This is a genomic window from Halomonas sp. AOP7-B1-5 (genome assembly GCF_052353045.1).
Classification (GTDB): Bacteria; Pseudomonadota; Gammaproteobacteria; order Pseudomonadales; family Halomonadaceae; genus Vreelandella; species Vreelandella colorata.
The window spans coordinates 53,345-78,716 of sequence record NZ_JBQTDC010000014.1 but is presented as its reverse complement, the minus strand read 5'-3'; the positions used below and the strand labels follow the sequence as shown (position 1 = coordinate 78,716).

The 25,372-nt window shown below is 49.0% G+C and carries 22 protein-coding genes and 2 pseudogenes; 13 read left to right on the top strand and 11 right to left on the bottom strand.

The window, feature by feature from the left end; translation table 11 throughout:
• Positions 1-742: 742 nt before the first annotated feature.
• From ACT3XD_RS09325 to ACT3XD_RS09315, 3 genes are all read left to right on the top strand, one after another.
• Complete coding sequence (locus ACT3XD_RS09325; RefSeq protein ID WP_192537693.1) at positions 743-2,233, top strand: SulP family inorganic anion transporter; 1,491 nt, start codon at positions 743-745, stop codon at positions 2,231-2,233.
• 20 nt (positions 2,234-2,253) lie between these two features.
• The gene (locus ACT3XD_RS09320; RefSeq protein ID WP_192537694.1) at positions 2,254-3,111 is read left to right on the top strand and encodes a universal stress protein; all 858 of its coding nucleotides are present in this window, start codon (positions 2,254-2,256) and stop codon (positions 3,109-3,111) included.
• A 107-nt stretch (positions 3,112-3,218) separates the two neighbouring features.
• A complete protein-coding gene (locus ACT3XD_RS09315; RefSeq protein WP_192537695.1) occupies positions 3,219-3,680 on the top strand; it encodes a hypothetical protein in 462 nt (153 codons plus the stop codon).
• A 16-nt stretch (positions 3,681-3,696) separates the two neighbouring features.
• On the opposite strand, the gene ACT3XD_RS09310 is transcribed toward ACT3XD_RS09315, so the two are convergent.
• The 7 genes from ACT3XD_RS09310 to cfa all read right to left on the bottom strand — a co-directional run bounded on the left by ACT3XD_RS09310 (position 3,697) and on the right by cfa (position 11,476).
• The gene (locus ACT3XD_RS09310) at positions 3,697-5,802 is read right to left on the bottom strand and encodes a HelD family protein (RefSeq protein WP_192537696.1); all 2,106 of its coding nucleotides are present in this window, start codon (positions 5,800-5,802) and stop codon (positions 3,697-3,699) included.
• A 57-nt stretch (positions 5,803-5,859) separates the two neighbouring features.
• A complete protein-coding gene (locus ACT3XD_RS09305; protein WP_192537697.1) occupies positions 5,860-7,473 on the bottom strand; it encodes a peptide chain release factor 3 in 1,614 nt (537 codons plus the stop codon).
• 45 nt (positions 7,474-7,518) lie between these two features.
• The gene (locus ACT3XD_RS09300; protein ID WP_192537698.1) at positions 7,519-7,752 is read right to left on the bottom strand and encodes a hypothetical protein; all 234 of its coding nucleotides are present in this window, start codon (positions 7,750-7,752) and stop codon (positions 7,519-7,521) included.
• Between the two features lie 352 nt (positions 7,753-8,104).
• Positions 8,105-8,572 carry an S-ribosylhomocysteine lyase gene (locus ACT3XD_RS09295; RefSeq protein ID WP_192537699.1) on the bottom strand — a complete coding sequence of 156 codons (468 nt, stop codon included), beginning with the start codon at positions 8,570-8,572 and terminating at the stop codon, positions 8,105-8,107.
• A gap of 78 nt (positions 8,573-8,650) precedes the next feature.
• Positions 8,651-8,998: a putative quinol monooxygenase gene (locus tag ACT3XD_RS09290; protein ID WP_083004072.1), complete on the bottom strand. Its 348-nt coding sequence runs from the start codon at positions 8,996-8,998 to the stop codon at positions 8,651-8,653.
• Between the two features lie 23 nt (positions 8,999-9,021).
• Positions 9,022-10,251, bottom strand: coding sequence for a methionine adenosyltransferase (metK, locus tag ACT3XD_RS09285; protein WP_192537700.1), 1,230 nt, complete (start codon positions 10,249-10,251; stop codon positions 9,022-9,024).
• A gap of 67 nt (positions 10,252-10,318) precedes the next feature.
• Positions 10,319-11,476, bottom strand: coding sequence for a cyclopropane fatty acyl phospholipid synthase (cfa, locus tag ACT3XD_RS09280; protein ID WP_225736114.1), 1,158 nt, complete (start codon positions 11,474-11,476; stop codon positions 10,319-10,321).
• Positions 11,477-12,000: 524 nt separating this feature from the next.
• Between cfa and ACT3XD_RS09275 the strand changes: the two are divergent.
• Positions 12,001-12,357: pseudogene (locus ACT3XD_RS09275) on the top strand (universal stress protein); the annotation flags it as partial.
• Positions 12,358-12,381: 24 nt separating this feature from the next.
• On the opposite strand, the gene ACT3XD_RS09270 reads toward ACT3XD_RS09275, so the two are convergent.
• Positions 12,382-13,578, bottom strand: a complete 1,197-nt coding sequence (locus ACT3XD_RS09270; RefSeq protein WP_192537701.1) for an MFS transporter — start codon at positions 13,576-13,578, stop codon at positions 12,382-12,384.
• Between the two features lie 66 nt (positions 13,579-13,644).
• On the opposite strand from ACT3XD_RS09270, the gene ACT3XD_RS09265 reads away from it, so the two are divergent.
• Positions 13,645-13,986: a TraR/DksA family transcriptional regulator gene (locus ACT3XD_RS09265; RefSeq protein ID WP_192537702.1), complete on the top strand. Its 342-nt coding sequence runs from the start codon at positions 13,645-13,647 to the stop codon at positions 13,984-13,986.
• Positions 13,987-14,213: 227 nt separating this feature from the next.
• On the opposite strand, the gene ACT3XD_RS09260 is transcribed toward ACT3XD_RS09265, so the two are convergent.
• Together ACT3XD_RS09260 and ACT3XD_RS09255 are read right to left on the bottom strand one after the other, a co-directional pair.
• Positions 14,214-14,537 carry a hypothetical protein gene (locus tag ACT3XD_RS09260; RefSeq protein WP_192537703.1) on the bottom strand — a complete coding sequence of 108 codons (324 nt, stop codon included), beginning with the start codon at positions 14,535-14,537 and terminating at the stop codon, positions 14,214-14,216.
• Positions 14,538-15,151: 614 nt separating this feature from the next.
• Positions 15,152-15,460, bottom strand: a pseudogene (locus tag ACT3XD_RS09255) (transposase); the annotation flags it as partial.
• A gap of 257 nt (positions 15,461-15,717) precedes the next feature.
• Between ACT3XD_RS09255 and ACT3XD_RS09250 the strand changes: the two are divergent.
• The gene (locus tag ACT3XD_RS09250) at positions 15,718-16,764 is read left to right on the top strand and encodes a DNA cytosine methyltransferase (RefSeq protein WP_192537704.1); all 1,047 of its coding nucleotides are present in this window, start codon (positions 15,718-15,720) and stop codon (positions 16,762-16,764) included.
• Complete coding sequence (locus ACT3XD_RS09245; protein WP_192537705.1) at positions 16,751-18,598, top strand: ATP-dependent nuclease; 1,848 nt, start codon at positions 16,751-16,753, stop codon at positions 18,596-18,598. The genes ACT3XD_RS09250 and ACT3XD_RS09245 overlap by 14 nt, the downstream gene beginning before the upstream one ends.
• Positions 18,599-18,849: 251 nt before the next feature.
• Here ACT3XD_RS09245 and ACT3XD_RS09240 read toward each other — a convergent pair whose 3' ends face one another.
• A complete protein-coding gene (locus tag ACT3XD_RS09240) occupies positions 18,850-19,071 on the bottom strand; it encodes a helix-turn-helix domain-containing protein (RefSeq protein WP_192537706.1) in 222 nt (73 codons plus the stop codon).
• 101 nt (positions 19,072-19,172) lie between these two features.
• Between ACT3XD_RS09240 and ACT3XD_RS09235 the strand changes: the two genes are divergently transcribed.
• From ACT3XD_RS09235 to ACT3XD_RS09210, 6 genes are all read left to right on the top strand, one after another.
• Positions 19,173-19,787: a hypothetical protein gene (locus ACT3XD_RS09235; RefSeq protein WP_192537707.1), complete on the top strand. Its 615-nt coding sequence runs from the start codon at positions 19,173-19,175 to the stop codon at positions 19,785-19,787.
• Positions 19,784-21,166 (top strand): DEAD/DEAH box helicase, encoded by a 1,383-nt coding sequence (locus ACT3XD_RS09230; RefSeq protein WP_192537708.1) that lies wholly within the window; start codon positions 19,784-19,786, stop codon positions 21,164-21,166. Before ACT3XD_RS09235 ends, ACT3XD_RS09230 begins: the two co-directional genes overlap by 4 nt.
• A 150-nt stretch (positions 21,167-21,316) precedes the next feature.
• Entirely contained in the window at positions 21,317-21,883 is a 567-nt protein-coding gene (locus ACT3XD_RS09225; RefSeq protein ID WP_192537709.1) for a recombinase family protein, read from the top strand.
• Between the two features lie 279 nt (positions 21,884-22,162).
• Positions 22,163-23,278, top strand: coding sequence for an MATE family efflux transporter (locus ACT3XD_RS09220; protein WP_225736115.1), 1,116 nt, complete (start codon positions 22,163-22,165; stop codon positions 23,276-23,278).
• A gap of 133 nt (positions 23,279-23,411) precedes the next feature.
• Complete coding sequence (locus tag ACT3XD_RS09215) at positions 23,412-24,722, top strand: short-chain fatty acid transporter (protein ID WP_192537710.1); 1,311 nt, start codon at positions 23,412-23,414, stop codon at positions 24,720-24,722.
• Positions 24,723-24,777: 55 nt separating this feature from the next.
• Entirely contained in the window at positions 24,778-25,293 is a 516-nt protein-coding gene (locus tag ACT3XD_RS09210) for an acyl-CoA thioesterase (RefSeq protein ID WP_192537711.1), read from the top strand.
• Positions 25,294-25,372: the final 79 nt, after the last annotated feature.

The following is a 25,372-nucleotide window of genomic DNA, read 5'->3' as shown; positions in this document are numbered from 1 at the left end:
GGCTTCACGGATTCAGGTCTATGACTACAGGAGCGGGCTAATGGCTTATATCGACCCAAAGCGGGCAATTAATTAAAGCTAATGTAACACCGCATAATCTATCCAAGAACTCAAATCGACCATTCAGGCTACCCTCTCAAACCCCAAGTATAAGACCAGGTAGTGTCTAAAAAAACCCGGGGCGATTCACCCTTCAGCCAGGATGTTTAAATAGGTGAATCTGTATGATTGTCTCAAGTGATAAATATCGTCTTAAACGACGTAATGGTACGCCAGATGCGAGGGGTAAGATCACCCTGCCTAAAGTAGTGGATTGATATGTCGAAGTGATGAAACCCGAAGGGTAGCATTAGACGCTAGGTGCAATGCAGCAGGTTTGCTGCTAAGATATAGCACGTTTTTGCACTACTCTTTCTTTTTCCCAGCTGTAAAAGAATTTCTGCCAATGAATGTATTTACACATCGTTTTTTAGGGCTGATGACTCCACCCTAGCCCCAAACTCCCCCCACTTGAGGTGCTGATAGCGCATTCACTGAGCTGTCATCGCTTTCTGGTACTTAAGCCTTCAGTACTTGATTTTCTTGTACACGAATGTAGCCGTACCTAACGCTAGCTCTCCACTATTTAAAAACTAAAAGCTGATTACCCCAGCGTGCCAATGTGTTGGCGGTGCTTCCTATTGTTGGTGCGCTGTTAGCCCGTTTTTGGCTTGTCGTTAACCTAGAATCATGGACCCCTCGCATGTACGAAAAGTTTAAACAATCTTGGCTCTCCAACCTCAAGGGCGACACCCTGGCGGGGCTTGTTGTTGCACTCGCGCTAATCCCCGAAGCCATTGCGTTCTCGATTATTGCCGGTGTTGATCCGAAGGTCGGCCTTTACGCCTCGTTCGCAATCTGTGTGATTATTGCCTTCGCTGGTGGCCGCTCGGGAATGATCTCCGGCGCTACCGGTGCTATGGCACTGCTGATGATCACCCTAGTTAAAGATCACGGATTGGAGTATTTACTGGTGGCTACCCTGCTCACGGGGGTGCTACAGATTATTGCGGGCTATATAAAGCTCGCTGAGTTGATGCGTTTTGTATCGCGTTCTGTGGTAACAGGGTTCGTTAATGCCCTGGCAATTCTGATTTTTATGTCACAGTTGCCCGAGCTGACCGATGTCACGTGGCACGTCTATGCGATGACGCTAGCGGGCCTGGTGATTATTTATGGCTTCCCCTATGTACCCGCGATTGGTAAAGCTATCCCTTCGCCACTGGTCTGCATCGTTGTTCTTACCGTCGTTTATATGATGACCGGTATGGAGATTCGCAGCGTAGGTGATATGGGTGAACTACCCGATACGCTGCCAGTATTTTTGTGGCCTGATGTACCGCTGAACATAGAAACGCTGATGATCGTATTGCCCTATTCAATTATGTTGATGGTGGTGGGGCTACTGGAGTCAATGATGACAGCCACGATCATCGATGATTTGACCGATACCAAAAGCGATAAAAACCGAGAGTGTAAAGGACAGGGCATTGCCAATATTGGCTCGGGTCTAATCGGTGGTATGGCAGGCTGTGCAATGATTGGTCAGTCGGTAATCAATATCAAATCCGGTGGACGTCGTCGTACCTCTTCGCTGATTGCTGGAATCGCGCTGTTGTTAATGGTCGTTTTCCTAGCGGATTGGGTATCGCAAATCCCCATGGCAGCGCTGGTAGCGGTGATGATTATGGTGGCAATCGGTACCTTTAGCTGGGAATCGATTCGCGACCTGAAAAAGCACCCGATGAGTACCAATTTTGTCATGCTGGCCACCGTTGTGGTAACGGTAGGCACCCATAATCTAGCGATTGGCGTCTTTGTTGGTGTGCTGTTGGCGGCGATGTTCTTTGCTAACAAAGTCGGCAACATTATGTATATCGGCTCTAAAGAAATCGAACCGGGTAAAGAGCGTGAATATGAAGTCGTCGGTCAGGTGTTTTTTGCTTCATCCGAGCGCTTTATCGGCGCGTTCGACTTCAAAGAGAGCATCGATAAAGTCACCATCAACCTTTCCCGCGCGCACTTCTGGGACATTACCGCTGTACAGGCACTGGATCGCGTGGTGATTAAATTCCGCCGTGAAGGTACCGAGGTAGAAATGGTGGGCTTGAGCGAAGCGAGCGCGACGGTAGTGGATCGCTATGCGGTACACAACGACCCCGAAGCGGTTGAAAAGCTGATGGGCGGCCACTAAATCAAGGCATGGAGAGCGATATGACAGATCAAGTATTAGCCGCTATTGACGGCTCCCAGTTTTCCGAAGGCGTTTGTGACTATGCCGCCTGGGCCAGCTTGGCCATGGAGGCACCGTTAACCTTTGTGCATGTGGTCGACAATCATTCTGACGTACCCGAAGAGCAGAACCTTTCTGGCAACCTGCGCTTCGGTGCCCGCGAACGGTTAATGAAAGAGCTTTCCGACCTTGATGAGCAGCGCGCCAAGGTGAATCGCGAGCAGGGCAAGCTAATGCTGGAGGCGGCCAAAGAACGGGCGATAGAGGATGGGGTCAGCGACCCCATCACTCGCCAGCTCAACGGTACCCTGGTTGAAACGTTAGTAGAGCTTGAAAAAGACGTGCGATTGCTGGTGGTGGGTAAGCGCGGTGAAACCGCTCACCAGGCGAGTGGCCATCTTGGCTCTAACCTTGAGCGGGTAGTGCGTGAAATGCACCGCCCGATCCTGATGGTGCCGAAAACCTTCAAGCGGCCTGAAAAAATATTGATGGCCTTTGACGGCAGTAAAACCGCCCGTAAAGGCGTCGAGATGCTGGCCCGTTCACCGCTCTTCGTAGGCACCGAGTGCCATGTGCTGATCGTCGGTGCGGAAACGGCTGAACGCCGCTCTGAGCTTGAATGGGCGTTAAGCACGTTGCGTGAAGCGGGCCACCAAGCCGAAGGCGCTATTCGTGCTGGTGAGGTGGACGAAGCCCTGCAAGCCTACGAAAAAGAGCACGGCATCCACCTACTGGTGATGGGCGCTTACGGACACTCGCGTATTCGTCACCTGCTGGTTGGCAGCACAACAACGGCCATGCTACGTGGTAGCCGCATACCGGTGCTGATTTTGCGCTAAGGCTTAATAATCAGCAGCGCATAACCGTTTAGCTCGCATTGCGTATTTCCCCGCAGCCGGCCCTCGCTTCTTGAGTGCGCCGGCTTTTTTGTTCTTAGGAGAGGCTAATGAAGACTTGGCAACTCAATAAAACGGAGATATCTGTTCACCAGGCGGACGTTCCTTTATCGATAGAAAATGCGTATGCAAAGCCTGCGACCCAGGAGCATATAAACGCCTTAGGAATCGGCGTCATTGGTGAAGCCTGGTTGGTTTCGCAACCTTTTCAGGAGGGCCCAGCAGTGATTAAATTTGCACCACCCCAAAGTAGTGATAGTGACACTAAAACGCTGGCGTTATGGGCCAAGTGCTATCGTAAAATGATTGTGGTGGCAGAGCGCGAAGAGTTTACTGCTCTCTCTATTCCTCTACCCGGCGCTAGCCCTCATATTCAAGGCAGCGAGGAGGCGGTTCGGGAAGCTGTTTTGGCATTGAGTGAACAGCTGCAACGGGCAAAACACCTAAAGCGCTTATACCTTTATGCTTCCAATGACGAGAGCGTATGGGCGTTACTAAAATCAAATTCTTAATCAACAAGTTTGAGCATCAAGCTACTTGAAACTGATGGTTGTCCAGCTCTGCGATAAATGGCGAGGGCTGATCGTGATAAGTAAGGTCAAGCTGGTGCATCGCCCGAGTGCAGGCCACGTAGAGTAAGTTGCGCTCCATATCAGTCGCGTAATGGGTGGCCGTTACCTCGGGCACAATAACGCGGTCAAACTCCAAGCCCTTCGCCATATGGGCGGTACAGATAATAATGCCTTGTCCAAACGCGGTGCTTTGCTCAGTGAGCAGCTGTAGCTTATCGAATTGTCCTTCTAACGCTTTAAAAACGAGGCTGGCCTGCTTTTGGGTTTTGCACACAATACCTAAGGTATTATGTATTGAGGCTGCAAACTCTTCGGCTAGCTGCTGAATGGCTGTGTGCGATTGCTTGCGTGAGGTGCAGCGGTGAATAACAGGCGGTTTGCCATGGCGCTCAATTGGCTCTAGATTGGGGTTATAGGCGATATGCTGAGCGAAGCGGGTTATTTCGATACTGGAGCGGTAGCTCTTGTTTAGCGTCACGTACATGGATTGACGCAACACCTGGCGTATCTGCTCAGCTTGCGAGGCGCTATAGGGGTTAACCGATTGGTAGCTGTCGCCTAGCACGGTTTTTTTGCAACGAAACAGCTGGCCGATAACCGCATACTGCACAGGGGTATAGTCCTGCATTTCATCAATTAGCAGGTGTTTGGCATTCCGCCAGCGGGAGTGAACTCCCTCTAAGCGCATCTTTAGATAGATCAGGGGGAATACGTCGGCATACTCAAGCCGCCCCCGCGAAGCCGTCTTGAACAGTTCGGGTTTACCCAGCCAGGTGTAAAACTCTTTGTAGGTCTCACGCAGCGTTTTCTGCTGTAGCATGCCTTTAATGGTGGCTTTGAGTGTCTTGCGCTCATCAGGCGCTAAATCATAGTTATATTGATTGCCAATTTTTTGCTCTATTTCCCAGCTCACCTGTCTTAGGCGCTCATTGGTAGGTAGGTTGCGATGCTTTTTAAACACTTCTTCCAGTAGCCAGCTAGGCACTAATCGCCGAGCAATCCAGATATCCTCAGCCGTAAAGCGCTTCGCTTCTACGTCGGCTGCGTAACGATCAAGCTGCTTTAGGAATTCAGGTGAGGCTTTGAAATGTAGCCGCGCCTTCATAGCCGCGTCGTTCTTTTCCAGTAGCGCCGTGGTTTGTTCAAAAAATGTTTCAAACCGGTACTGGCTGTCGAGCAACTCGTCAGCCAGTGTTTCCATCCCCACCTGATTAACGGTCTCTTCACCCAGTTCGGGCAGCACGTTGGCGATGTAGTCGGAAAACACCTGGTTGGGCGAGATAATTAAGATATCTTCGGAGGTGAGCGTGTCTTTAAATCGATACAGCAGAAAAGCAATCCGGTGCAGTGCAATCGAGGTTTTTCCAGAGCCCGCCACGCCTTGAATAATCAAGGTATGGGCTTCGTCGTTACGGATAATCGCATTTTGGTCGCGCTGAATAGTAGCGACGATGTTCTTCATCGTGTCGTCAGAGGCTTGACTCAGCGTGTCCTGAAGCACGTCATCGACCACGTGGACATCGCTATCAATCATCAGCTCGATGCTGGCCTTTTTTATTCTGAACTGCCGCTTGAGGGCGATATGGCCGCTAATCTCACCTTTCGGGCTTTGATAGCTGGCGGGGCCTGTTTCGTAATCGTAAAACAGTGATGCAATGGGGGCCCGCCAGTCGTGTATACAGCTTTGACCGGCCAGATCGTCGTAAAAGTGGTGAATGCCGATATAAATCGGCATGGGAGTCGCTTTAGGGGAGCCCCACTGGGCAAAATCGAAGCGCCCAAAATAGGGTGAGTGCCTGAGCTTTTCGAGTTTATGGCGGCGTGCCAAGGCATTGTCGCCAGTCATTACCGCTTGCTCAATTGACTCGCGAGCGGAGATTTTCTCGATGTGATCCATCTCATCCCGGCTTGTCCATAAATACTCTTTCTGGGCCTGTATGTCCTCTGCATAAGCCGCTAGACGTTGGTTAATTTCTTCTACGTTCAGGTCAATGCGTTCAAGGGTGTGCATTAACTGGCGGTGTTCAGCGTCGCGTTGAGAGATGTTGGTTTTGGTATCCATAGTGCCTGTTAAATGGGGAGTATTTACGTCTTAACGTCTTGTAAAGAAAGACTTAGTTCAAAAAGCGCTTATTTCGCGGGTAGTGTGAAACGTAAGCTCTGGCCATCTTTCAATAGTAATGTCCAGTGCGGCGCGAGTAGGGGGCATAAAGGCCAGGGCGCCTGCTGCGTCGTAGGCTAATCGTTCAGCACTCGCTTGGGTAAATCGCTTTAGCTGGTGTATATCCTCACTCGATACCCAGAGCGCTTTATGCACCGACACGCTTTCAAAGGTAGCGTCAATGTTGTATTCCGTGAGTAAGCGATGAGCGACGGTTTCAAACTGTAGCTGCCCAACGGCGCCCATAATCATGCCGGTCTTTTCTAGCGGGTCGAATACCTGGATAGTGCCTTCTTCACCTAGCTCTTTAAGCGCTTTGTTTAACTGCTTTGAGCGTAGCGGATCGTTTAGACGCGCCTTTTTGAAAATTTCAGGTGAAAAGTGAGGGATGCCTACCATAGCCAATAGCTCGCCTTCACTTAGCACATCGCCAACACGCAGCTTGCCGTGGTTGGGGATACCAATAATGTCACCTGCATAGGCGGTGGTAAGGTGTGCGCGTTCTTGAGCCATAAAGGTAATAGCGTGGTCGAGTCGAATAGGCTTGGCACTTCGCGCGTGGTTAACTTTTAATCCCTGCCGATAGACGCCTGAGCAAATACGTAAGAAGGCAATTCGGTCGCGATGCTGTGGGTTCATATTGGCTTGAATTTTAAACACGATACCTGAAAATTGTGCCCCATCTGGATAGACGGTTGTTTCTTTCGCTTCTCTAGGACGTGGAGAAGGTGCCCACTGGGTAAGCGCCTCTAGAATATCGCGCACGCCGAAGTTGTTAATCGCTGAACCGAAAAATACCGGCGATAAGTCACCTGCTAGAAAAGCTTCCTGGTTAAAAGGATCAGCTACTTCTTGAACAATTTCCAACTCCTCTTTGAAAGTGGCGTGGGCAATAGGAAAATTCTTGGTGAGGTAAGGATCATCCACGCTTTCTAGCACTTCCACTGCCTGATGAGCAGTGTTATCGCCTGGGGTGAATTTAAGCATGTGGTGGCGACGCAAGTCGAAGACACCAGCAAATTCTTTTCCCATGCCTACAGGCCAAGTAATGGGGGCACAGGCGATACCTAGAATTTGCTCAATTTCATCAATGACGTCTAATGGTTCACGAACTTCACGATCCATTTTATTGATAAAGGTGATAATCGGGGTTTTACGCTGACGACAAACTTCTAATAATTTTATGGTTTGTGCTTCTACCCCTTTAGCCGCGTCAATGACCATTAATGCGGCATCTACAGCGGTCAGCACGCGGTATGTATCTTCGGAAAAATCCTTGTGGCCTGGCGTATCGAGCAGATTAATTACACACCCTTCGTGCTCAAACTGCATGACAGAGCTTGCTACTGAAATACCCCGCTGCTTCTCCACTTCCATCCAGTCGGAGGTGGCAAACTGCTGGCTCTTTTTGGCTTTTACGGTACCCGCTGTACGGATTGCGCCACCGTACATCAATAGCTTTTCGGTTAAGGTGGTTTTGCCCGCATCAGGGTGCGAAATGATGGCGAAGGTACGACGACGTTTTACTTCTTGTTCAATGGGGAACTGAGCTGCAAGAGCGGCGTTTTCCATATTGACCTCGTGGTGTGGTTTGGCGAAGAGTAAAACTGGATGAAATTACTCCTCCATGTAGCGCCAAGCCTGAACGCCACGGACCAAAGCGCGATTAGTAACGCTAAGAAATCGCCCGCGTTCTAAAATAGCCGATGTCACACCAGCCCCATGGATATCGCGATAAACCACCAGTAAGGGTGTTTTGGCATTGGTGGGTAAATAACTGTGCACGCTAGTCCACTCAGTGGACGTGGTTATTTCGTCGATGTTGGGAATAAAGGCGTTTTGTAATTGCATGGTCACTCCACTCACAGTTCGGTTTCGGCAAAGTCATTGCGTTACAAAATGCAATGAATGCATAGCGTTGTCTGGGGGGAGTAGCGCTAGGGTGGCGTAGGGCAAAAGCCGTTGTGTAACCGTGCCATTGAGTTACCTCATGCAGTTACCAGCGACCTTAAACAAAGGTATCTGGGATAAATTGAAGCGGAATCTTACTTCGATTGACCGCTACTCAGGATTGGTGTTCCGTAGGATGTGGTTACCACTAGAGTAGGCCAAGCGCGATGGTGTGAATTCGTGAAGCGCTTGGTTCATACCCTAAGTTGATGGTTAGTGAGCTAGATGACCTTAAGTTCAAGATAGAATCGTTTTAAGCAAAGACTTGTGTCCATTCATCGCGTTTTTCAAGCAGATCGCTGGCAAGAGCTTGAGCGCCTTTCAGGCTATGACTGGCGGCCCAGCCGCACTGCATTTCGTTGCAAGCGGGTACTTCGGTAGCCGTTAAAACGTCTTCCAGCGTCTGGTCGAGTATCTTCAGTACTTCCTCATAGTCATCGTGGTTAATCATCGCGATATAGAAACCGGTCTGACACCCCATCGGGCTGATATCCACGACCTTATCCGTATGATTACGTGAAAGCTCGGCCATCAGGTGTTCGAGTGAGTGTAGCGCGGGCATTTCCATGTGAGCTTGGTTCGGTTGGCAAATGCGTAAATCGTATTTATGAATACGGTCGCCGTTCTGGCCCTCTTTGATATCAGCAAGGCGTACATAGGGGGCTTTCACCTTGGTGTGATCCAGGTTAAAGCTCTCGACGTTCATTTTTTGCTCAGTCATGTGGTATATCCAATGATTAATGTCTAGGGAGATTATTTTCTATTTCAACTGGAGGTGGAGCCGTACAGCGGTGTGGACTTAGATTCTAGGCGCATCGTAGTCATAAGGTTCGTCGCTATATACACAGACATTAGCGTGATCGATATCGCCGTCCTTAGCTTCCACGTGTTGGGCAAAAAACTGTTTTATCTCTTGGCGATTGCAGTGCGCTTCGAACGAATCACGATTAGCCCATACTTCGTGAAAGACAATGGGGTAACTCGCCCCTTTGGCATTCGGGTGATCAATATGGCGAGTCACTGTGTATGCTAGGCAGCCATCTTCTCGATGAGTATTTGGTTCTAGCCTTTGAAGCGCTTCAAATACGGCTTCCTCTTTTCCTGGCTTGGGTTTGAAGTTGGCAATGCAATATATCTTGCTTGACATATACGGCTCCTAGGCTGGTTTAATTAATTTAACAACGCTGCTGCTTGACGTAGCGCTTCGGCTTTATCGATTTTTTCCCAGGGGAAAGCGGTAAAGGTTTCTACCTGCGCCGCGCCCTTATCATCGATCCAGTGGTAGCTATGCTCAAACGGCTCGCGCCCAAAGTGACCGTAGGCGGCGGTAAGCTGATACATCGGGTGCAGCAAGTCGAGCATAGTGGTAATGGCAAAGGGCCTGAGGTCAAAATGCTTCCGAACAAGGCTCACAATCTTGGCATCGTCGATGGTGCCAGTGCCAAAGGTATCAATGGCCACAGATGTGGGTTCAGCGACACCGATTGCATACGAAATTTGTATTTCACACTTATCGGCTAAACCAGCGGCAACAATGTTTTTGGCGACATAGCGACCCGCGTAAGCAGCACTGCGGTCGACCTTTGAGGGATCTTTTCCGGAGAATGCTCCGCCACCGTGACGCGCCATACCGCCATAGGTGTCAACGATAATTTTTCGACCGGTTAGGCCGCAATCGCCCACCGGGCCACCAATCACAAATTTACCCGTTGGGTTAATGTGGTACTGGGTGTTTTCATCCAGCCATTCATCAGGCAGCACTTGCTCAATAATTTCGTGCTTAATAATGCTGCGAAGCTCTTCCTGGTCGATGCTGGGGTCGTGCTGAGTTGATAGCACGACAGCATCAACGCCACAGGGCATACCCGCAGCGTTATAACGGAAGGTCACTTGGCTCTTGGCATCGGGGCGTAGCCACGGTAATAAACCGTGTTGACGAAGTTCTGCCTGACGCTCGACTAAGCGGTGCGAATAGTGAATCGGGGCGGGCATGTACGATTCGGTTTCGTTCGTGGCGTAACCAAACATTAGGCCTTGGTCACCAGCACCTTGATCTTCGGGCTTGGTGCGATCAACGCCCTGGGCAATATCAACGCTTTGTTTGCCGATTAGGTTCATCACACCGCAAGTGGCACCATCAAAACCAACATCTGACGAGTTATAGCCAATATTGGTGATGACGTCGCGAGCCAGCGTTTCCAAATCCACCCATGCGGAGGTGGTGATTTCACCGGCGATAATCGCCACACCGGTTTTAACCATGGTTTCGCAAGCCACCCGCGCCTGCTTGTCACGGGCGATGATGGCATCTAATACAGCATCGGATATTTGGTCGGCAATCTTGTCGGGGTGGCCTTCTGAAACGGATTCGGATGTAAAGAGGGTAAAAGTGTTATGCATTAAACAGTCCAATTAATGAATAGTGAGTCGTGGCTTAATATTTTCAAACGCAAGCATCGAAAACGACTTAGCTAACGCGGTCGTAGCCACTGAGCACACCCTTTTTACTGAGTACAAATTGCCACAGCTGAATGTCGCGAGCGCGGAAAGCACCCGCACAGCTCAGCAGGTAGTAGCGCCACATACGGTAAAACCGCTCGCTGAACTGGTCTTTGAACTGAGGCCAGCTCGCTTCAAAGTTTTTATACCAAGCCATTAGCGTGCGGTCGTAATCTGCGCCAAAGTTGTGTACATCTTCCACCACAAACAGTGACTCCGCAGCGTTGGTCACTTGGCTCAAGGCGGGCAATTCACCGTTGGGGAAAATATACTTATCAATCCAGGGGTCGGGGGAAGTGTTGCGTACATTTTTGCCGATGGTATGCAGCAGGAAGAGGCCGTCATCTTTTAAACAGTGATTGGCTACCTGCATATACTCACGATAGTTCTTGCGACCAACATGTTCGAACATGCCGACGCTCACAATGCGATCAAACTGCTCAGTTTCATCCCGGTAATCTTTTAACCGGAATTCAACCGGTAACCCGCTCTGCATTAGCTGCTTGCCGTATTCTGCTTGCTCTTTTGAAATCGTCAGGCCTACGCACTCAACGCCGTAATGTTCGGCGGCGTAGGCCATAAAGCTTCCCCAGCCACAGCCAATATCCAGCACGCGCATGCCGGGTTTGAGCTTGAGTTTACGGCAAATCAGATCGAGCTTGGCTTCCTGGGCCTCGTCGAGCGTTTTGGCATTTTTCCAATAGCCACAGGTGTAGGTCATGCGCTTGTCGAGCATGGCGGCATAAAAATCGTTGCCAAGGTCGTAGTGTGCCTCGCCGACCTGAAACGCACGTTTGGCGGTTTGTAAGTTGACCAAACGTGTTTTTAGGTGGTGAAACACTAATTTGCTGTGATTGACCTGATCGGGAAGACGGGCACGCATCAGTTTAAAAAAGAACTTATCGAGGTCATCGGTTTCCCAATCACCGTCCATATAGCGCTCACCTAGGCCGAGATTGCCTCGTGCTAAGGCATCTTCTATCACGCCATGGGCATTTAACCGCATATCCCAGGGACGGTCTCCATTGATATGAATATCTGCTTTTTCTAGCAGAGTCGCCACAAACAGCTGTGAGGAAGAGGTTTCGTCAAAGAACGCAGTGTGAGGAAGAGGTAGGTATTGCAATGAATTCGCCTTGTTTGAAGAGTAAAAACTTACCAACGTGAGGTAAGTGCTTTAGTCCGCACATCAAACAATGCTTAGGGTGGGTTGGTCGTCATCGTTGCCAGCACTTATTGCATTAGTCCATAAGTAACCGATTGTTTTTCATGATATTTTGTCATGAAAAGCAATCAAGCGGAGTGCATAAATGTCGGGCAAAAAACTAGGGTGGGGTCATCAACTGTGAGAGTAGGTGTGGCATGGTTTATGGTCCTGCTGATGTATTCAATCGACAGCGAAAAGCCTTCGTTAAAGAAGCCTCGTAGCCAGTAACCGCGCAGATAATGTTAGCAGATTAAATACCAGTTATCACCCTGGTGCCCTATCGGACGAGCGTCGTAGCGAAGCATTACCTTACCCGCACTAAGGGAATTAGGCACATTTGGTAGCGACAGTGGCTAACCGGTGGCTTTACATGGCGATAACAATTAGTCATGGCAATACCCTACCTGATAGGTTAGGTGTTGCATTTGGTCATTGAGACCGCCCAGTTTCTGGCACCGCACAACGTGATGATCGCGTTTGACGTTAGTAACCGGCCCGTAAAGGGGTGGAAATGCTAGCTAAAAGTCCCTTGTTTGAAGGCATTACTTGTCATGCCGTCATTGTGGGCGCAGAAACAGCTGAACACCGCTCGCAGCTTACCTGGGCGTTGGAAACGTTACGTGCACTGCGAAGGCGCGGGCGAAGTGGAAGAGAAGCTGCGTACCTATAAGCAGGAGCACAGTATCGTTATGCTGGTAATGGGCGCCTATGGCCACTCGCGCATTCGCCACCTTCTAGTGATTAGTACTACGACCTCGGTGCAGCGTAACGCCCAACTGCCGGTGTTAACTTTGCGCTGAACACTTGCTTTCATTGCTTGCTACTTACTGCTCCGCCGTGCAGTTGGCTGCTTCCCGCAGCACGCGCTGTGCCAGTAGCCATCCGGCAACGATGAACACCAGCATACCTAATAAAAGCGAGTAAAAGGGTGCACCCACTCCAAGGGCTAACCCCAGTACCGCAGGCGCTATGCCGGTGGAGAACACCATGGATGCGCTAAGTGCTGAGCGTACCTTGCCAAGATGCTCAGCGCCCCATAGCTTGATCAACAGACCAGAGGCGATAAGCTCCTGAGCGCCCATGGCCAACCCGCCGCCTACCATTAGTGCCCAAATGCTGATGTTCCCACCGATGGTTAGCGCCATCACCATAGCGATGGCGTAGGGTAACAAGTAAAGGCGCGCTAGCTTCACGGGCCCAAATTTATCGATCCATCGACCGCCTAGTAACGCCCCCGGCAGTTTGGCGAACCCCATGCCGGTCAGCGCCAGTGCATAAACCGCCAGTGAGCTGTCGAGGGCTTCGGTTAATTGGGCTTGATAAATAAATAGCCCCGTCATGGTGATAGGCAGTGACATTAAGAGGGGCAATAACAACCAGAAGCGTTTATCACGAAAGGGGCGAGGGCCGTGGGGTGTTTGTTTCGTCGGTTTAACGCTCGGCGCGCTGGGCCAGGGGGCTTTCATTAGCAGCCACAGCCATGGAAGTGCAATAGTCCCGCACATTAGCCACCAAAAAGTTTGCCAACTGCTCCAGATAAGCGCCGCAGCAACCAACGGTGGTAGCAGCGCTTCACCCAGTGGAATGCCTAAGTTTGCCAACCCAATGGCGCGGCCACGCATGGTGGAAAACTCTCGGGCGGCAAGCGTGTTGCCCAAATGGGTCAACATACCCTGACCGCATAGCCGTACTATGCCAAGGCCGACTATCCCTAACCACCACCAGGGCGATAAGGTAAGCAGCACAACGCCGGTTAATAGCAGTATTAATATGATTGCTGCGAAACGTCGTGGGTTTATCCAATCAACAGATGGCCCAAAGCGCAGCATGCAGAAGCCCGCTATCAGAGTAACCACAGCATAAGCGGTGCCAAACTGGCCGACACTAAGCCCAAGGTGGCCTGAAAGAGGGGCTTGAAAGAGGCCAATGAAATAACTCTGCCCAAGGCTTGAGCTAAACATGGCCAAAAAAGCGATACTGAGTACGCTGCGGTGATCGCGCAGCAGGGTGCGATAGCCCATCGAATAGTCCCTTACGCGATCAAACAAATTAGTAGGGTAACGATTGTAGGCTAACTGGAGACGCAGATGAATCACCCCGAGGTGGATATAGCCGTTATCCGTGAGAAACTGATGACACTCGACACCACGCTTCGCGAGGAGAGCGCGAGCAGCGAAGACTCCCGGGATACCGTGATGTTGGATCAAACGTCGGTAGGTCGGCTGTCGCGTATGGATGCAATGCAGGGGCAAGCGATGGCCAAAGCAGGTGAGCAGCGCCGCCAGCTAAAGCTGAAGCAGATTGCCGCTGCACTTCAGCGTATAGAGGGTGAAAACTTCGGTGAGTGTATCGAGTGCGGCGAATGGATTGGGGCCAAACGCCTCACTTGGGACCCACTAGTACTAAAGTGTATTGAGTGTGCCGATTAGCTAGTGTATGCAGGCTCCTCTCGAACGCTTTGCAGCCCTCCAATTATTAACTGAATTTTAATAAAGCGCTGAAAACTAATTATATTAGAATACCTTAAAAGACTGCTTTTGGCCGGTTAGCGACGGTCTGATTCCGACCATCGCTATACAAACGGGTCTATCCGGTATTACTCAGTGGTTACGCGTACTTAAAGCCACATAAAACGTAAAACAAGCGATAGGCCGGGTTAAGCATATCCTCCCTGGCGAATATGGGCTATGTACGCGATTACCTCGTAAGCTCTTCCTTGAGCGGCTAGTTGCTGGGCTGTCTGTCCACCGAGAGCCGAAATGGGATAGGTTTGATACCATGCCCAGGCGGAGGATCGAGAGCCTGCCCAAGGTTCGATCTGGTCCAAAATAGCTTGAATTAACTTTTCTCGATCTTGCCTTTCGTTCTGGTAATCGCGGTAGCGGGCCCATACAAGGCCTGCTCCGAACATGAGTAGAGCGGAGAAAAGAATGCCGAGAGGGAGAAGTATAGCCAAAGCATCAGGCGATAAAGATGGCATGTATAGACTCTCCTTCGGTGTTTAGGGTTCGCGTTATGACTTGTTTCGTTAGAATACAAATTTCCGAAACGATGGTGATTATCTTTGAGACAGCTGTTTAGATAACGGCCTCAAGGCCGACCGTAGTTGGATGCTCTACGCTCGTCGCGGTTATCTATAAATTTATCATATTCAACCAGCCGTGTGGTTTCGGCCAGGTACTGCTCAAGCCGCCTATTGCCCGTCTGGCGCTAGGTCGTGATTATATCGGCTCCTTTTGGCCGTCCAATACCATGTGCTACCTGTCGGCGATTAGCGTTAAAGTTAACAAAATCAGTAAATTAATAAAGATTAATATGCTTCAGGTGGCTGACCACGATGGCTATACGAAAAATAAGTGATTTAAAGCCAGTTTTTAGTGGTGATAACGTTGTCGAATGGCAATCGCCAGCGGGTACAAGGTTTCGATACGAGCGGGATCGCTGTTCGGTGGGTCAGGAAATGTTGCCAGGAAGCGAAGTGTACGATTGGCACGTGCTAGCTAAGAATGATCTTAGCCATGCCAAGAGAATGGTGTTTCAGTTAATTAATGAAGATGAGTTCTGAGCATCACAACAAAGAGGCATTTCGTAGGGGTCTGGTGCGAGACGCTCCGTTAGCCACATGAGTTCAACATTCCGCTGCGTTTCACGTTCAAGTCGGCGGCTCGATTGCACGCGGTTGAGGTAACCGTAAAGATAGATTTTTAGAAGTACAGCGGGATGATAGGCGGGTCGACCCGTGGCATGGGGATCAATACCTTTGAACCCCAGCTGTTTGAGGTCGAGGGCGTCCACGAAAGCCTCAATGGCCCGAACCGGATTGTCTTCAGAGACGAAATCATCCAGGAGTTCAGGAAACAACGTAGCTTGGGACCGGGATTCACCTGCGACGAAACGTTTCATCGGTACCTCCCACGATCTGTCATGGGGAAAGTATAGCGACAGCTACGTTTTCACACAGCCTCGACCCAAAGCGGACATCAAGGATAGACTCGTTGAGTTCCGATGTTCTAGCTTCTTGGACATTTGAATATCAATAACGTTGACTCCATGATTTGGCAATGATTCGGTACTCCTTTAGGGTATAATGATTCGAAGAACCTATGCTGTGATGCGTCAGGTACGAAACTGGACAAAACATAAACAGAAATGGCTAGACAATGTTAAAAGCAGTTGACTTTTTTTGTGGTGGTGGGGGCATGAGCCTAGGCTTAAGCCAGGCAGGTATCGATATCATAGCGGGAATTGACAATGATATTTCCGTTGCACCTACATACGAGGCAAACCACAAGTCGAGCCTTTTTTTAAATCATGATATATCTAAGTACTCCCCTCAGGAGTTGGAAAACGATCTAAACCTTGCTAAAAATGACGACAACCTAATTTTCGTCGGTTGTAGTCCATGCCAATACTGGAGCTTAATTAATACAGATAAGAATAAATCCAAGAAAACGGCTTTTTTGCTGAGCTATTTTCACGACTTTGTAAAATATTTTAATCCTGGCTATATTTTGATTGAAAATGTCCCTGGCATGTCCAAAAGATCCGATTCACCGATCAATGGATTCAAAATTTCAATTGAGAGTATGGGCTATTTTTTTGCGGACGGGGTTTTAGATTGCAGTGACTTCGGAGTTCCTCAAAAGCGAAAAAGATATGTATTAATCGCGTCACGTGTTCGAAAAGTGTCTCTACCAAAAAGTAAAAAAGGCAAGCGGCCGGTATTAAGGGATACCATAGGTGACTATAAATATTTTACACCTATCTCGCCGGGCACAGTAGATTACTCTGCTAAGTTTCATAGTACTGCTAAGCTATCTCTTTTAAACATTAAAAGAATCAAAGCTACGCCAGTTGATGGTGGAACACGACTGGCTTGGAAAGACAATTCTGAATTGCAACTCCAAGCTTACATCGGAAAGGATAACTGTTTTAGGGATGTCTATGCGAGACTTTTTTGGGATAAACCTTCGCCTACTATAACAACCAAGTTTATTAGCTACTCAAATGGTCGATTTGGGCATCCAGAGCAAAATAGGGCTTTGTCTATCAGAGAAGGAGCAGCAATTCAGTCATTCCCCAAAGGTTATAAGATAAAATCAAAGTCCATGACTGATGCTGCGCGAATCATAGGTAATGCTGTTCCGCCAAGATTCGCTCGCGCGCTAGGTAAGCAAATTCTTCGGAGTCAATATGAAAAAAAATAATAAAACACTTCAGGAATTAAGCGATCTATCAAAATCTAAAAAAAAATTAAAAGATAATTTTCCTAACTTTATTCACAAGATTCGATTTCCTGTTTATAAAAATATTGAACCAAATTGCGAAATATCTTTTGAATATCCTCTGACAGTTTTTGTTGGCCAAAATGGCTGTGGGAAAAGCTCTGTCCTACATGCGATCCAAGGAGCACCTGCTAATAAGTCTGTGGGTAATTTTTGGTTTTCAACAAATCTTGATCCAATCAAAGAAAGTAGAGGAAAACCAAGCTGTTTTATATATGAATATTACAATGAGGAAGCTAAGAAGTTTGTGGAGGTTGTTAAGCTAAGGGTTAAATATGATAAAATTATAAATGGTCGAAGACGAGTAAACCCTGACTATTGGGAACCCAAAAGAGCTTCAGTAGAGTATGGAATGCTAATTCCTCAAAAGGTTAACGGTAAGCCAGAGCCAGGAAGTTTAGCAAGTAAAAGGTGGGAAGTGCCCAAAATTAATGTTGAGTACTTAGATTTTAGGTCAGAGTTAAGCGCTTTTGATCAGTATTTTTATTTTGGGGAACAGCCTAAAAATCTAGTGCGATATAATACCAAACAGGATCGTTTGAGGTCATGGGTTAAAAACCAGCTTACCCCAATTCTGACTGGTAAACGCGCGCACTCTTTTAGAAGAAATAGTAAAAAGCTTAATTCAAAACCATCTATTAATTTGAGTGATGATGAAGTGTCGATTATTTCCTATATTTTGGGGAAAAATTATATCGGCTGCAAGATGGTAAAGCATTCAATCTTTGGTACTTTAGGATACTCTGTCCAGTTTATTTCGAAAGAAAGATCGTATACTGAAGCTTTTGCTGGTTCAGGAGAGATGGCTGTTGTTCGGGTTGTAAACACAGTAGCGAATGCAGAAGAGAGTTCGCTCATTTTGCTGGACGAACCTGAAGTCTCGTTGCATCCAGGGGCTCAAAAGAAACTAAGAGATTATTTACTTGAGATATGCAGAGATAAAAAGCATCAGGTAATTATTTGCACCCATTCGCCAGTGTTTTTGGAGGGACTTCCTGAGAGTGCCATAAAAGTTTTTGTGCCTAATAGTGAGGGGAGATTTAGGGTCGTTGGAAATGTTTATGTTAATGATGCGTTTATTCAAATTGGACAAACAGTTTACGACAAAAAGCGTATTATTGTAGAGGACGCTGCAGCCAAATCATTAGTCGATCATGCGCTCAAAATTCTAGGTGCAGATTTTGAGGAATCAATTGATGTGCAGTATTACCCTGGTGGGGAAAGCTCAATTTTCAAAGACCTAGTTGTTCATTCACGAAAACAAGATGACAATATTTTTGTGATTTTTGACGGAGATATATATCAAGGAGAATGGCCTAGAGAGGAAAGCGTTTCACGTAACGACTTAGATCAAGTAATAAAGCATTACTGTCAACAAAGTGTTGAAAAATTAAACTTCCGAAACGATGGAGGAAATGACAGGGATTCAGGTGGGCGTATTGAACAAACCAAAAGGGAGTATCTTCGCTATCTTTCTGAGAAATGCTTTTTCCTTCCTGTAGAAATTCCTGAAGAACTCATTTGGGAAGCATCAACTATTAATGGTAAAGAGGACATTGAAAGGAGAATTGGTAGCACAGGTAAAGGCCGATTCAAAGAATATATTGGTTTATACGTGGAAGGGCAAACTGGGACCGACTCAAGTGCGGATAGGGCCGCGATCATACGTCAGACCCTTAATATGAGTTTCGATCATGAAAACGAAGATTTCCAAAAATTAAAACAGATTCTTATAGACATAAAGGATTATCATTAAAAAATTAAGAAACCGAGAAGCTTGATATGAAACACATTCTTGGTCGCTTCCCTAAGGGGTTGCTTAATTTATTTTAATGTTCGCTTATTGATGAATTTGAACAATGCGAAGATGGTGCAGGTAATGTATAACAAGCGCAAGCACTTGGAACAATTTTCCGCTTCGCCCCAAATTGTCCGGTGTTGCGAGCGTTAAAACGCTATATTATTGGCTCCTAAAAGACCGCTTTTGGCCGGTTTTAGCCCTCTCCTTCACAGAGTGTTTTGAGCAGGCAGAAGAGAGGTTGGCTCGCATTGGAGCACGGCAGCGATCTCATATAATTTTTCCACGGTAATATTAACTTCTCCACGTTCGACTCTTCCTATATAGCTGCGGTCGATGCCAGCAGCTAAGGCAAAGGCGTCTTGCGAGAAGCCATTTTTCTTTCGTTTTTCCCTAATGTTTCTACCCAGCGTCGTCGCTAGCTCACTCATACCCGCCTCATTTCCTTTTGGCGGGACTATCCTTCGTTGCGGCCTATCTAGCCACGGACTATAATCCGCATTTCGTTTTTACCTCTCCTACGGTGATGGTCATGTCGGGTACCCCTCCTTCGATTGAGGAGCGCATTTTCGAGCTCCTTTTAGAAACTGATAACGCTCAATTCACGATACGCAGCCTCCGTGATCAATACGCACACCAACATGGCATAGCAGCAGAGCAACGAGTTGCTCTGCGACGTTTTATCTACGAAAGAATTAAAAAGCTAATCACCGCTGGTTTGGTGGAGAAAGACCGTGAAAAACGCAAACGGGATCAGCTCTATTTTGTTTTGCCTTCAATAAGAGAAGCGAGCTTGTGCTTAGAGGGAGAAAGCTTTGAAGCATGGCACCAGCGGCTCGTGTCGCAAACAGCTAATGAAACAACGGAGACAACCGTTATTCCAAAAGACGAAAGTAGTAGTGAACAGAGCCCCAGTGCTATGAAGGCTTCGAGCCAATACGCCTTGGAGAAAGCGTTAAAGGAAACGCAAAGTGAATTCCTTTCTACACTGGGTGAAGTCGAGGCGTTCCGTGAGCTTATGGATGAATACCCCGATCTCAAGCCGAGTATCGTGGTTGATCATCGTGATGCTTATGACCGGAGCGCACGCTTAATGGGCCGAGTGCGTGCGCTAGAAAAATCTCTACATCGGCTGGGGGGTACATGAGCACGAGGCTGCGGAGATGGCAAGCAGAGTGCTTGGAGCTAGCGAAGATTCACTACTTACTCCATAGCGACTTTTTCGTGCAAGCAACACCTGCGAGCGGAAAAACCCGACTGGCAGCTGAAATGACGCGATGGCTCCTTGAAGAAGGACATATTGATTTTGTTATCTGCTTTGCGCCAACGAGAGAAGTGGTGGCTGGTATCCAACGTACCTTTACCGTCGTGTTGAATCAGCGGTTTGGCGATACGCTTGCGTCGGTAGGGGCTGCCTATACCTACCAATCAATGGAATATCACCCTGAGGATTTTTGGACATTATTCACAGAACATCGCACATTGACCATTTTCGATGAGATACATCACTGTGCAGGCCATGATCCGCTCCTCAGCAACACGTGGGGCCAGCAGATAATTCAGCGTATCCAAAATGCGGCCACTTACACGTTAGCGCTGTCAGGAACGCCCTGGCGTTCGGATGAGTTACCTATCGCATTAGCTCGCTACAGCGATCCAGAAGGCAAACTTATTTGCGATTACCGTTACGACCTTAAAACCGCCATTCAAGACGGTGTATGCCGCTCGCCACGAATTACGCTCATCGATAACCCACTGATCCGCTTGACCGAAGAGAACGAGAGCACAGCATCGGTAAGAGCGTTTTCCTCATTTCAACAGCTACTTAGTGAGTCGCCAGTCAGCTACGAAGACCTGTTGCGACACGACGACATCCTGAATGCGGTGCTAGACCTAGGCATTGACCGACTCAACAAAGAGCGGAACAGCGTGCCTAATGCTGGCGGTCTAGTCGTTGCTACTGATATTGAACATGCTCATCAAATCGCTGAGCTTTTGCTTCATAAGGGTGAAAGTTATGTGGTGGTAACTAGCCAAACACCAAAGGCGCATCAACTAATTGACCAATTCCGATATAACAGTACGCGCTGGATTGTCGCGGTAAGCATGATTTCCGAAGGAACTGATATCCAACGGTTATGCGTTTGTACGTACCTGAGCAGGATTCGAACAGAGCTGCATTACCGGCAGGTTTTAGGGCGCATTTTACGCAAAATGGGCGACTCAGATGTAACAGCATGGCTCTATGTGATCGCCGAGCCGCTACTGCGTAAATACTCGCAGCGAATTGCTGACGATTTGCCCGAAGATCAGGCAATGCTTCAAACCCAAAAGCTGAACCTAAGATTAGAGCAAGCGGGTTCCAATCAAATGAGCAGCACTCAAAAGGGAGAGTCAGCTGCAGATAATGGTCCACCGTTATCTGCAGAAAACATTAATGAGCGTGAGATGCTGTCTCTTGAGCCTCCCCTGCTAACGCTAAGCTTCTCGGAATATTACCGCCAACATCTTTTGTCTCTTATATAGACTCTGTAAGGTTTTGTGGGTCAAAAAGCGTACCTTTTGACCTACTTCTATTATCTTTGAATCTATATGGGTCATAAGTGTCTTTTTGGGTTATGGCCTAGGTTCAAAAGAAAGCCCTACCTTATGATCCAAAATTGAGGGTACAGCTCAATGGCAATGATCGGCTATCTCCGAGTCAGCTCTAGTGATCAGAGCACTCACTCTCAACGTAGCGAGATTTCGCATCGCCATAATATCGAACGTTGGTGGAGTGACGAGGCAACTTCGGGGGTGTTGCCTGCTCTGCAGCGTGCGGGCTTTTCGGCCCTGGCAGAATATGTACGTGAAGGCGACGTGCTAGTGGTCTATGCGATTGATCGTCTAGGTCGAGATACAGTCGATGTGCTGAATACGGTGCAATTCATGCAAAGCAAAGGAGTGTCGATCATCAGCCTGCGTGAAGGGTTTGATCTCAACACTCCCATCGGAAAAGCAATGCTTACGATGCTAGCCGCAATGGCGGAGATCGAACGCTCTAACATCCGGGAAAGACAAATGGCTGGCATACGACGTGCAAAAGCTGAAGGCCGACACCTGGGTCGTCCCAAGAAGTCTGACGCCGTTGAGATAAAGCTCTGGAGGGAAGAGAACGAGGCAAGCATCAGCAAGACTGCTAAGCACTTTGAAGTGTCAGAGTCGACTGTGAAGCGCGCAAAGCGGGGGAGAAGCTGCGGGTAAACCTATTAGACTGATATACAAAGCTCAGCCTTTGGCTGAGCTATTAGCGCAGCTACTATAAGTGGGCACCCGCTCAAAACTATCCTGCGCGATACCTTACCCTCTCAACTATTACACGCAATAATAATGTTGACATAATTTACGCAGAAACCACTGCAATTCTGTCAATATTCTTACATTAATAAACTTGTCATTAGAAATGGGCCGCTTTGAACATAAAGTCGCGTTTTTCAATGCTTACAGGCTCATGTCAACATAAATTTACACGAGTGTGACGAAATGGGCACTACCGGCCTGGTGGCTCAGGCAATGGGCCGGGAAAGCGATAGCGACGTACGCCATTTGCTGGGCCAATCGCTGATCATCGCCGGAGTGATCGGCGTACTCTTAATTCTGTTCTCCACTCCGCTTGTCTCCTTGGGGCTGAAGCTATTGGACGGCAGTGACGCAGCGACGCCCCTGGCCCGTGAATATGCTCAGATAAGACTGTGGTCGGCCCCCGCTGTTCTGGCCAACTATGCGATTTTAGGTTGGTTTTTAGGTCAACAGAACTCTCGCGTGACCTTGATGATCCTGCTGCTTACCAACAGTATCAATATCGTGCTGGATATCTGGTTTGTGGTGGGGCTAGGCATGACCAGCAATGGCGTTGCCTGGGCAAGCGTGATTGCCGACTATAGCGCGCTGGCGTTTGGCGGCTATCTGGTGCTGCACCAGCTTAAAACACTTGAAGGGCACTTTTCGCGTGCTCGGCTGCTGGCGCTTTCCGCCTATACGGCCCTTTTCAATATCAACGCCAATCTGTTTGTCCGCACGCTCGGGCTGCTATTCGTCATGGCTTTTTTTACCGCGCAGGGGGCGCGTCAGGGCGATACAGTTCTGGCCGCCAACGCCGTACTGCTGCAGTTTATTATGCTGACAAGCTATGCACTCGATGGCTTCGCCCACGCGGCGGAATCATTGGTCGGCCGCGCCTATGGCCGCCGCGACTGGCAGGAGCTGGCATCTATCGTCCGCCGGGTGGCGCTGTTTTCTTTCTGGACGGCAGGCGGCGCCTCGCTGCTCTTCGCATTCGGCGGTAATCACTTGGTTGCCCTGCTGACAGGTCTTGAGGAAGTGCGGGCAACCGCTGCTGTGTATCTTCCCTGGATGGTGGCAATGCCGTTAATTGCCGTGTGGAGCTATCTTCTAGACGGTATTTTTATCGGCACCAGCGCGGTACGTGAAATGCGCAACAGCATCTTTATCGGCATTCTTTTCTACCTGCCCGCCTGGTGGCTTACTCAAGGCCTTGGCAATCATGGTCTTTGGCTCGCCTTTACGCTGTTTATTACGGTTCGTTCCGGGGTGCTTATTGGGTACTATCAACGCTACCGGCATACCCGTTGGTGTTAAGCGTTTAAATAAATCCGCCGCCGTGCTATCCATTGGCTTATCGTTCTAAAAGCGGACTTTTTTAAACGTGAAAGCCGTACCACACCGCCGTATATTAGCAACGCAATTCCTATAAAAAATAAGAGAGCCACTCATGCTAAAAATGATATCGAAACCGGCCGTCAAGCTGGTCGAGCGCTATCTGCCCGACCCGTATATTTTTGTGCTACTCCTGACCATCGTAGCAGCGGTTGCCGCCATTGCCGTGGAGCGCCAAACGCCACTGGCGGTGATGCGTATGTGGGGGGACGGCTTCTGGGGATTATTAACCTTTTCCATGCAGATGCTGCTGGTGCTGGTGACAGGCTTCATGCTGGCAAGCTCGCCGCCGGTAAAGCGCATGCTACAAAAGCTTGCGGGCACCGCAAAAAGCGCAGGCGGGGCGATTATCCTGGTCACCCTGGTGTCGCTTGCCGCCAGCTGGATCAACTGGGGGTTTGGTTTGGTGGTCGGGGCGCTCTTTGCTAAAGAGCTTGCCCGCCTGGTGCGGGTGGACTATCGCCTGCTGGTTGCCAGCGCCTACTCCGGTTTTATCGTATGGCACGGCGGTTTAGCTGGTTCAATCCCCCTGACGATCGCCACCGAAGGCCACTTCACCGTAGATCAGATTGGCGTTATCAGCACCAGCTCCACTATTTTCGCCTTCTTTAACCTGGCAATAGTCGTGTGTCTGTTTATCGCGGTGCCGCTGGTAAATCGCTTAATGCTGCCCGACGAGAAAGACAGTGTTTATATCGATAGCCAGCTGCTGGAAGACGAGCCAGTATCGCAGGGCCGGATTACCCGCCCCGCCGAAAGACTTGAAAACAGCATGGCGCTTTCTCTGCTGGTTGGCGTGCCTGGGCTGCTGTTTTTGCTTGACCACTTCATCCTCAGAAACGGTGGTTTAAACCTTAATATCGTTAACTTCCTGTTTCTGTTTTTAGCCATTGTGCTTCACCGCACCCCACGCAACCTGCTGACCAGCCTTAATGAAGCGGTTAAGGGCGGCGCCGGGATTGTGATCCAGTTCCCGTTTTATGCGGGCATTATGGCGATCATGGTGCAGTCAGGTTTGGCTCAAAGCATGTCGGAATGGTTAATTTCGTTTGCCACGGCTACCTCGTTGCCGTTCTGGTCGTTTCTTAGTGCCGGGATTGTTAACCTGTTTGTACCTTCCGGTGGAGGCCAGTGGGCAGTGCAAGCGCCGGTTATGCTGCCCGCTGCGCAAGCACTAGGGGCTGATATTTCGCGCGTGGCGATGGCCGTTGCCTGGGGCGATGCCTGGACCAATCTGCTGCAGCCCTTCTGGGCATTGCCGGTGCTGGCCATTGCGGGCTTGAAAGCCAAAGATATTATGGGCTTCTGCCTTATTCAGCTGTTGATTACCGGGATTATTATTTCCGTGGGCTTAGTCTGGTTCTAAGCCCTTGAACCCTCTGCCCGCCCACAGGCGGGCAGAGTCAAACCAAGGACACGTTATGTCAGATACAGCACCAACGGATTTACCCGGGCAGCACGAACTGTCGATGACCGTACTCATGACACCCGACATGGCCAACTTCAGCGGTAAAGTCCACGGGGGAGCCATTCTTAAAAAGCTGGATGAAGTCGCCTATGCCTGCGCTAGCCGTTATTCCGGGCACTATGTAGTGACCCTATCCGTGGATCAGGTACTGTTTAAGCAGCCGATTCACGTGGGCGAATTAGTTACCTTTTTAGCCTGCGTCAATCATGTGGGCCGCTCCTCTATGGAGATCGGTATCAAAGTGGTTGCCGAAGATATCCGTAACAAGCTGATTCGTCATACCAATAGCTGTTATCTAACCATGGTGGCTGTCGATGCTGATGGCAAGCCTGCTGGCGTGCCTCCGTTGGTACTAACGACCCCGATTCAAAAGCTGCGCTTTGAAAAAGCGGCTCTGCGCAAAAAACACCGCAAGCAGGCCGAACAGGAAGAGAAATTAACCCAGCAGCACTATCAGTCACAGGCTTAAACTGTCAGGCGCAGGCTTAATTGATTAGATGCAGGCGCTGTGTAGCGCTAGTACGCTGTATTGGTTTTTTCCATCAACA

Excerpts from the sequence above, each read along its gene's own strand:
- ACT3XD_RS09325 (WP_192537693.1), top strand. The coding sequence starts at position 743 with ATGTACGAAAAGTTTAAACAATCTTGGCTCTCCAACCTCAAGGGCGAC.
- ACT3XD_RS09320 (WP_192537694.1), top strand. The coding sequence starts at position 2,254 with ATGACAGATCAAGTATTAGCCGCTATTGACGGCTCCCAGTTTTCCGAA.
- ACT3XD_RS09315 (WP_192537695.1), top strand. The coding sequence starts at position 3,219 with ATGAAGACTTGGCAACTCAATAAAACGGAGATATCTGTTCACCAGGCG.
- ACT3XD_RS09310 (WP_192537696.1), bottom strand. The coding sequence starts at position 5,802 with ATGGATACCAAAACCAACATCTCTCAACGCGACGCTGAACACCGCCAG.
- ACT3XD_RS09305 (WP_192537697.1), bottom strand. The coding sequence starts at position 7,473 with ATGGAAAACGCCGCTCTTGCAGCTCAGTTCCCCATTGAACAAGAAGTA.
- ACT3XD_RS09300 (WP_192537698.1), bottom strand. The coding sequence starts at position 7,752 with ATGCAATTACAAAACGCCTTTATTCCCAACATCGACGAAATAACCACG.
- ACT3XD_RS09295 (WP_192537699.1), bottom strand. The coding sequence starts at position 8,572 with ATGACTGAGCAAAAAATGAACGTCGAGAGCTTTAACCTGGATCACACC.
- ACT3XD_RS09290 (WP_083004072.1), bottom strand. The coding sequence starts at position 8,998 with ATGTCAAGCAAGATATATTGCATTGCCAACTTCAAACCCAAGCCAGGA.
- metK (WP_192537700.1), bottom strand. The coding sequence starts at position 10,251 with ATGCATAACACTTTTACCCTCTTTACATCCGAATCCGTTTCAGAAGGC.
- ACT3XD_RS09270 (WP_192537701.1), bottom strand. The coding sequence starts at position 13,578 with ATGGGCTATCGCACCCTGCTGCGCGATCACCGCAGCGTACTCAGTATC.
- ACT3XD_RS09265 (WP_192537702.1), top strand. The coding sequence starts at position 13,645 with ATGAATCACCCCGAGGTGGATATAGCCGTTATCCGTGAGAAACTGATG.
- ACT3XD_RS09260 (WP_192537703.1), bottom strand. The coding sequence starts at position 14,537 with ATGCCATCTTTATCGCCTGATGCTTTGGCTATACTTCTCCCTCTCGGC.
- ACT3XD_RS09250 (WP_192537704.1), top strand. The coding sequence starts at position 15,718 with ATGTTAAAAGCAGTTGACTTTTTTTGTGGTGGTGGGGGCATGAGCCTA.
- ACT3XD_RS09245 (WP_192537705.1), top strand. The coding sequence starts at position 16,751 with ATGAAAAAAAATAATAAAACACTTCAGGAATTAAGCGATCTATCAAAA.
- ACT3XD_RS09240 (WP_192537706.1), bottom strand. The coding sequence starts at position 19,071 with ATGAGTGAGCTAGCGACGACGCTGGGTAGAAACATTAGGGAAAAACGA.
- ACT3XD_RS09235 (WP_192537707.1), top strand. The coding sequence starts at position 19,173 with ATGTCGGGTACCCCTCCTTCGATTGAGGAGCGCATTTTCGAGCTCCTT.
- ACT3XD_RS09230 (WP_192537708.1), top strand. The coding sequence starts at position 19,784 with ATGAGCACGAGGCTGCGGAGATGGCAAGCAGAGTGCTTGGAGCTAGCG.
- ACT3XD_RS09225 (WP_192537709.1), top strand. The coding sequence starts at position 21,317 with ATGGCAATGATCGGCTATCTCCGAGTCAGCTCTAGTGATCAGAGCACT.
- ACT3XD_RS09220 (WP_225736115.1), top strand. The coding sequence starts at position 22,163 with ATGGGCACTACCGGCCTGGTGGCTCAGGCAATGGGCCGGGAAAGCGAT.
- ACT3XD_RS09215 (WP_192537710.1), top strand. The coding sequence starts at position 23,412 with ATGCTAAAAATGATATCGAAACCGGCCGTCAAGCTGGTCGAGCGCTAT.
- ACT3XD_RS09210 (WP_192537711.1), top strand. The coding sequence starts at position 24,778 with ATGTCAGATACAGCACCAACGGATTTACCCGGGCAGCACGAACTGTCG.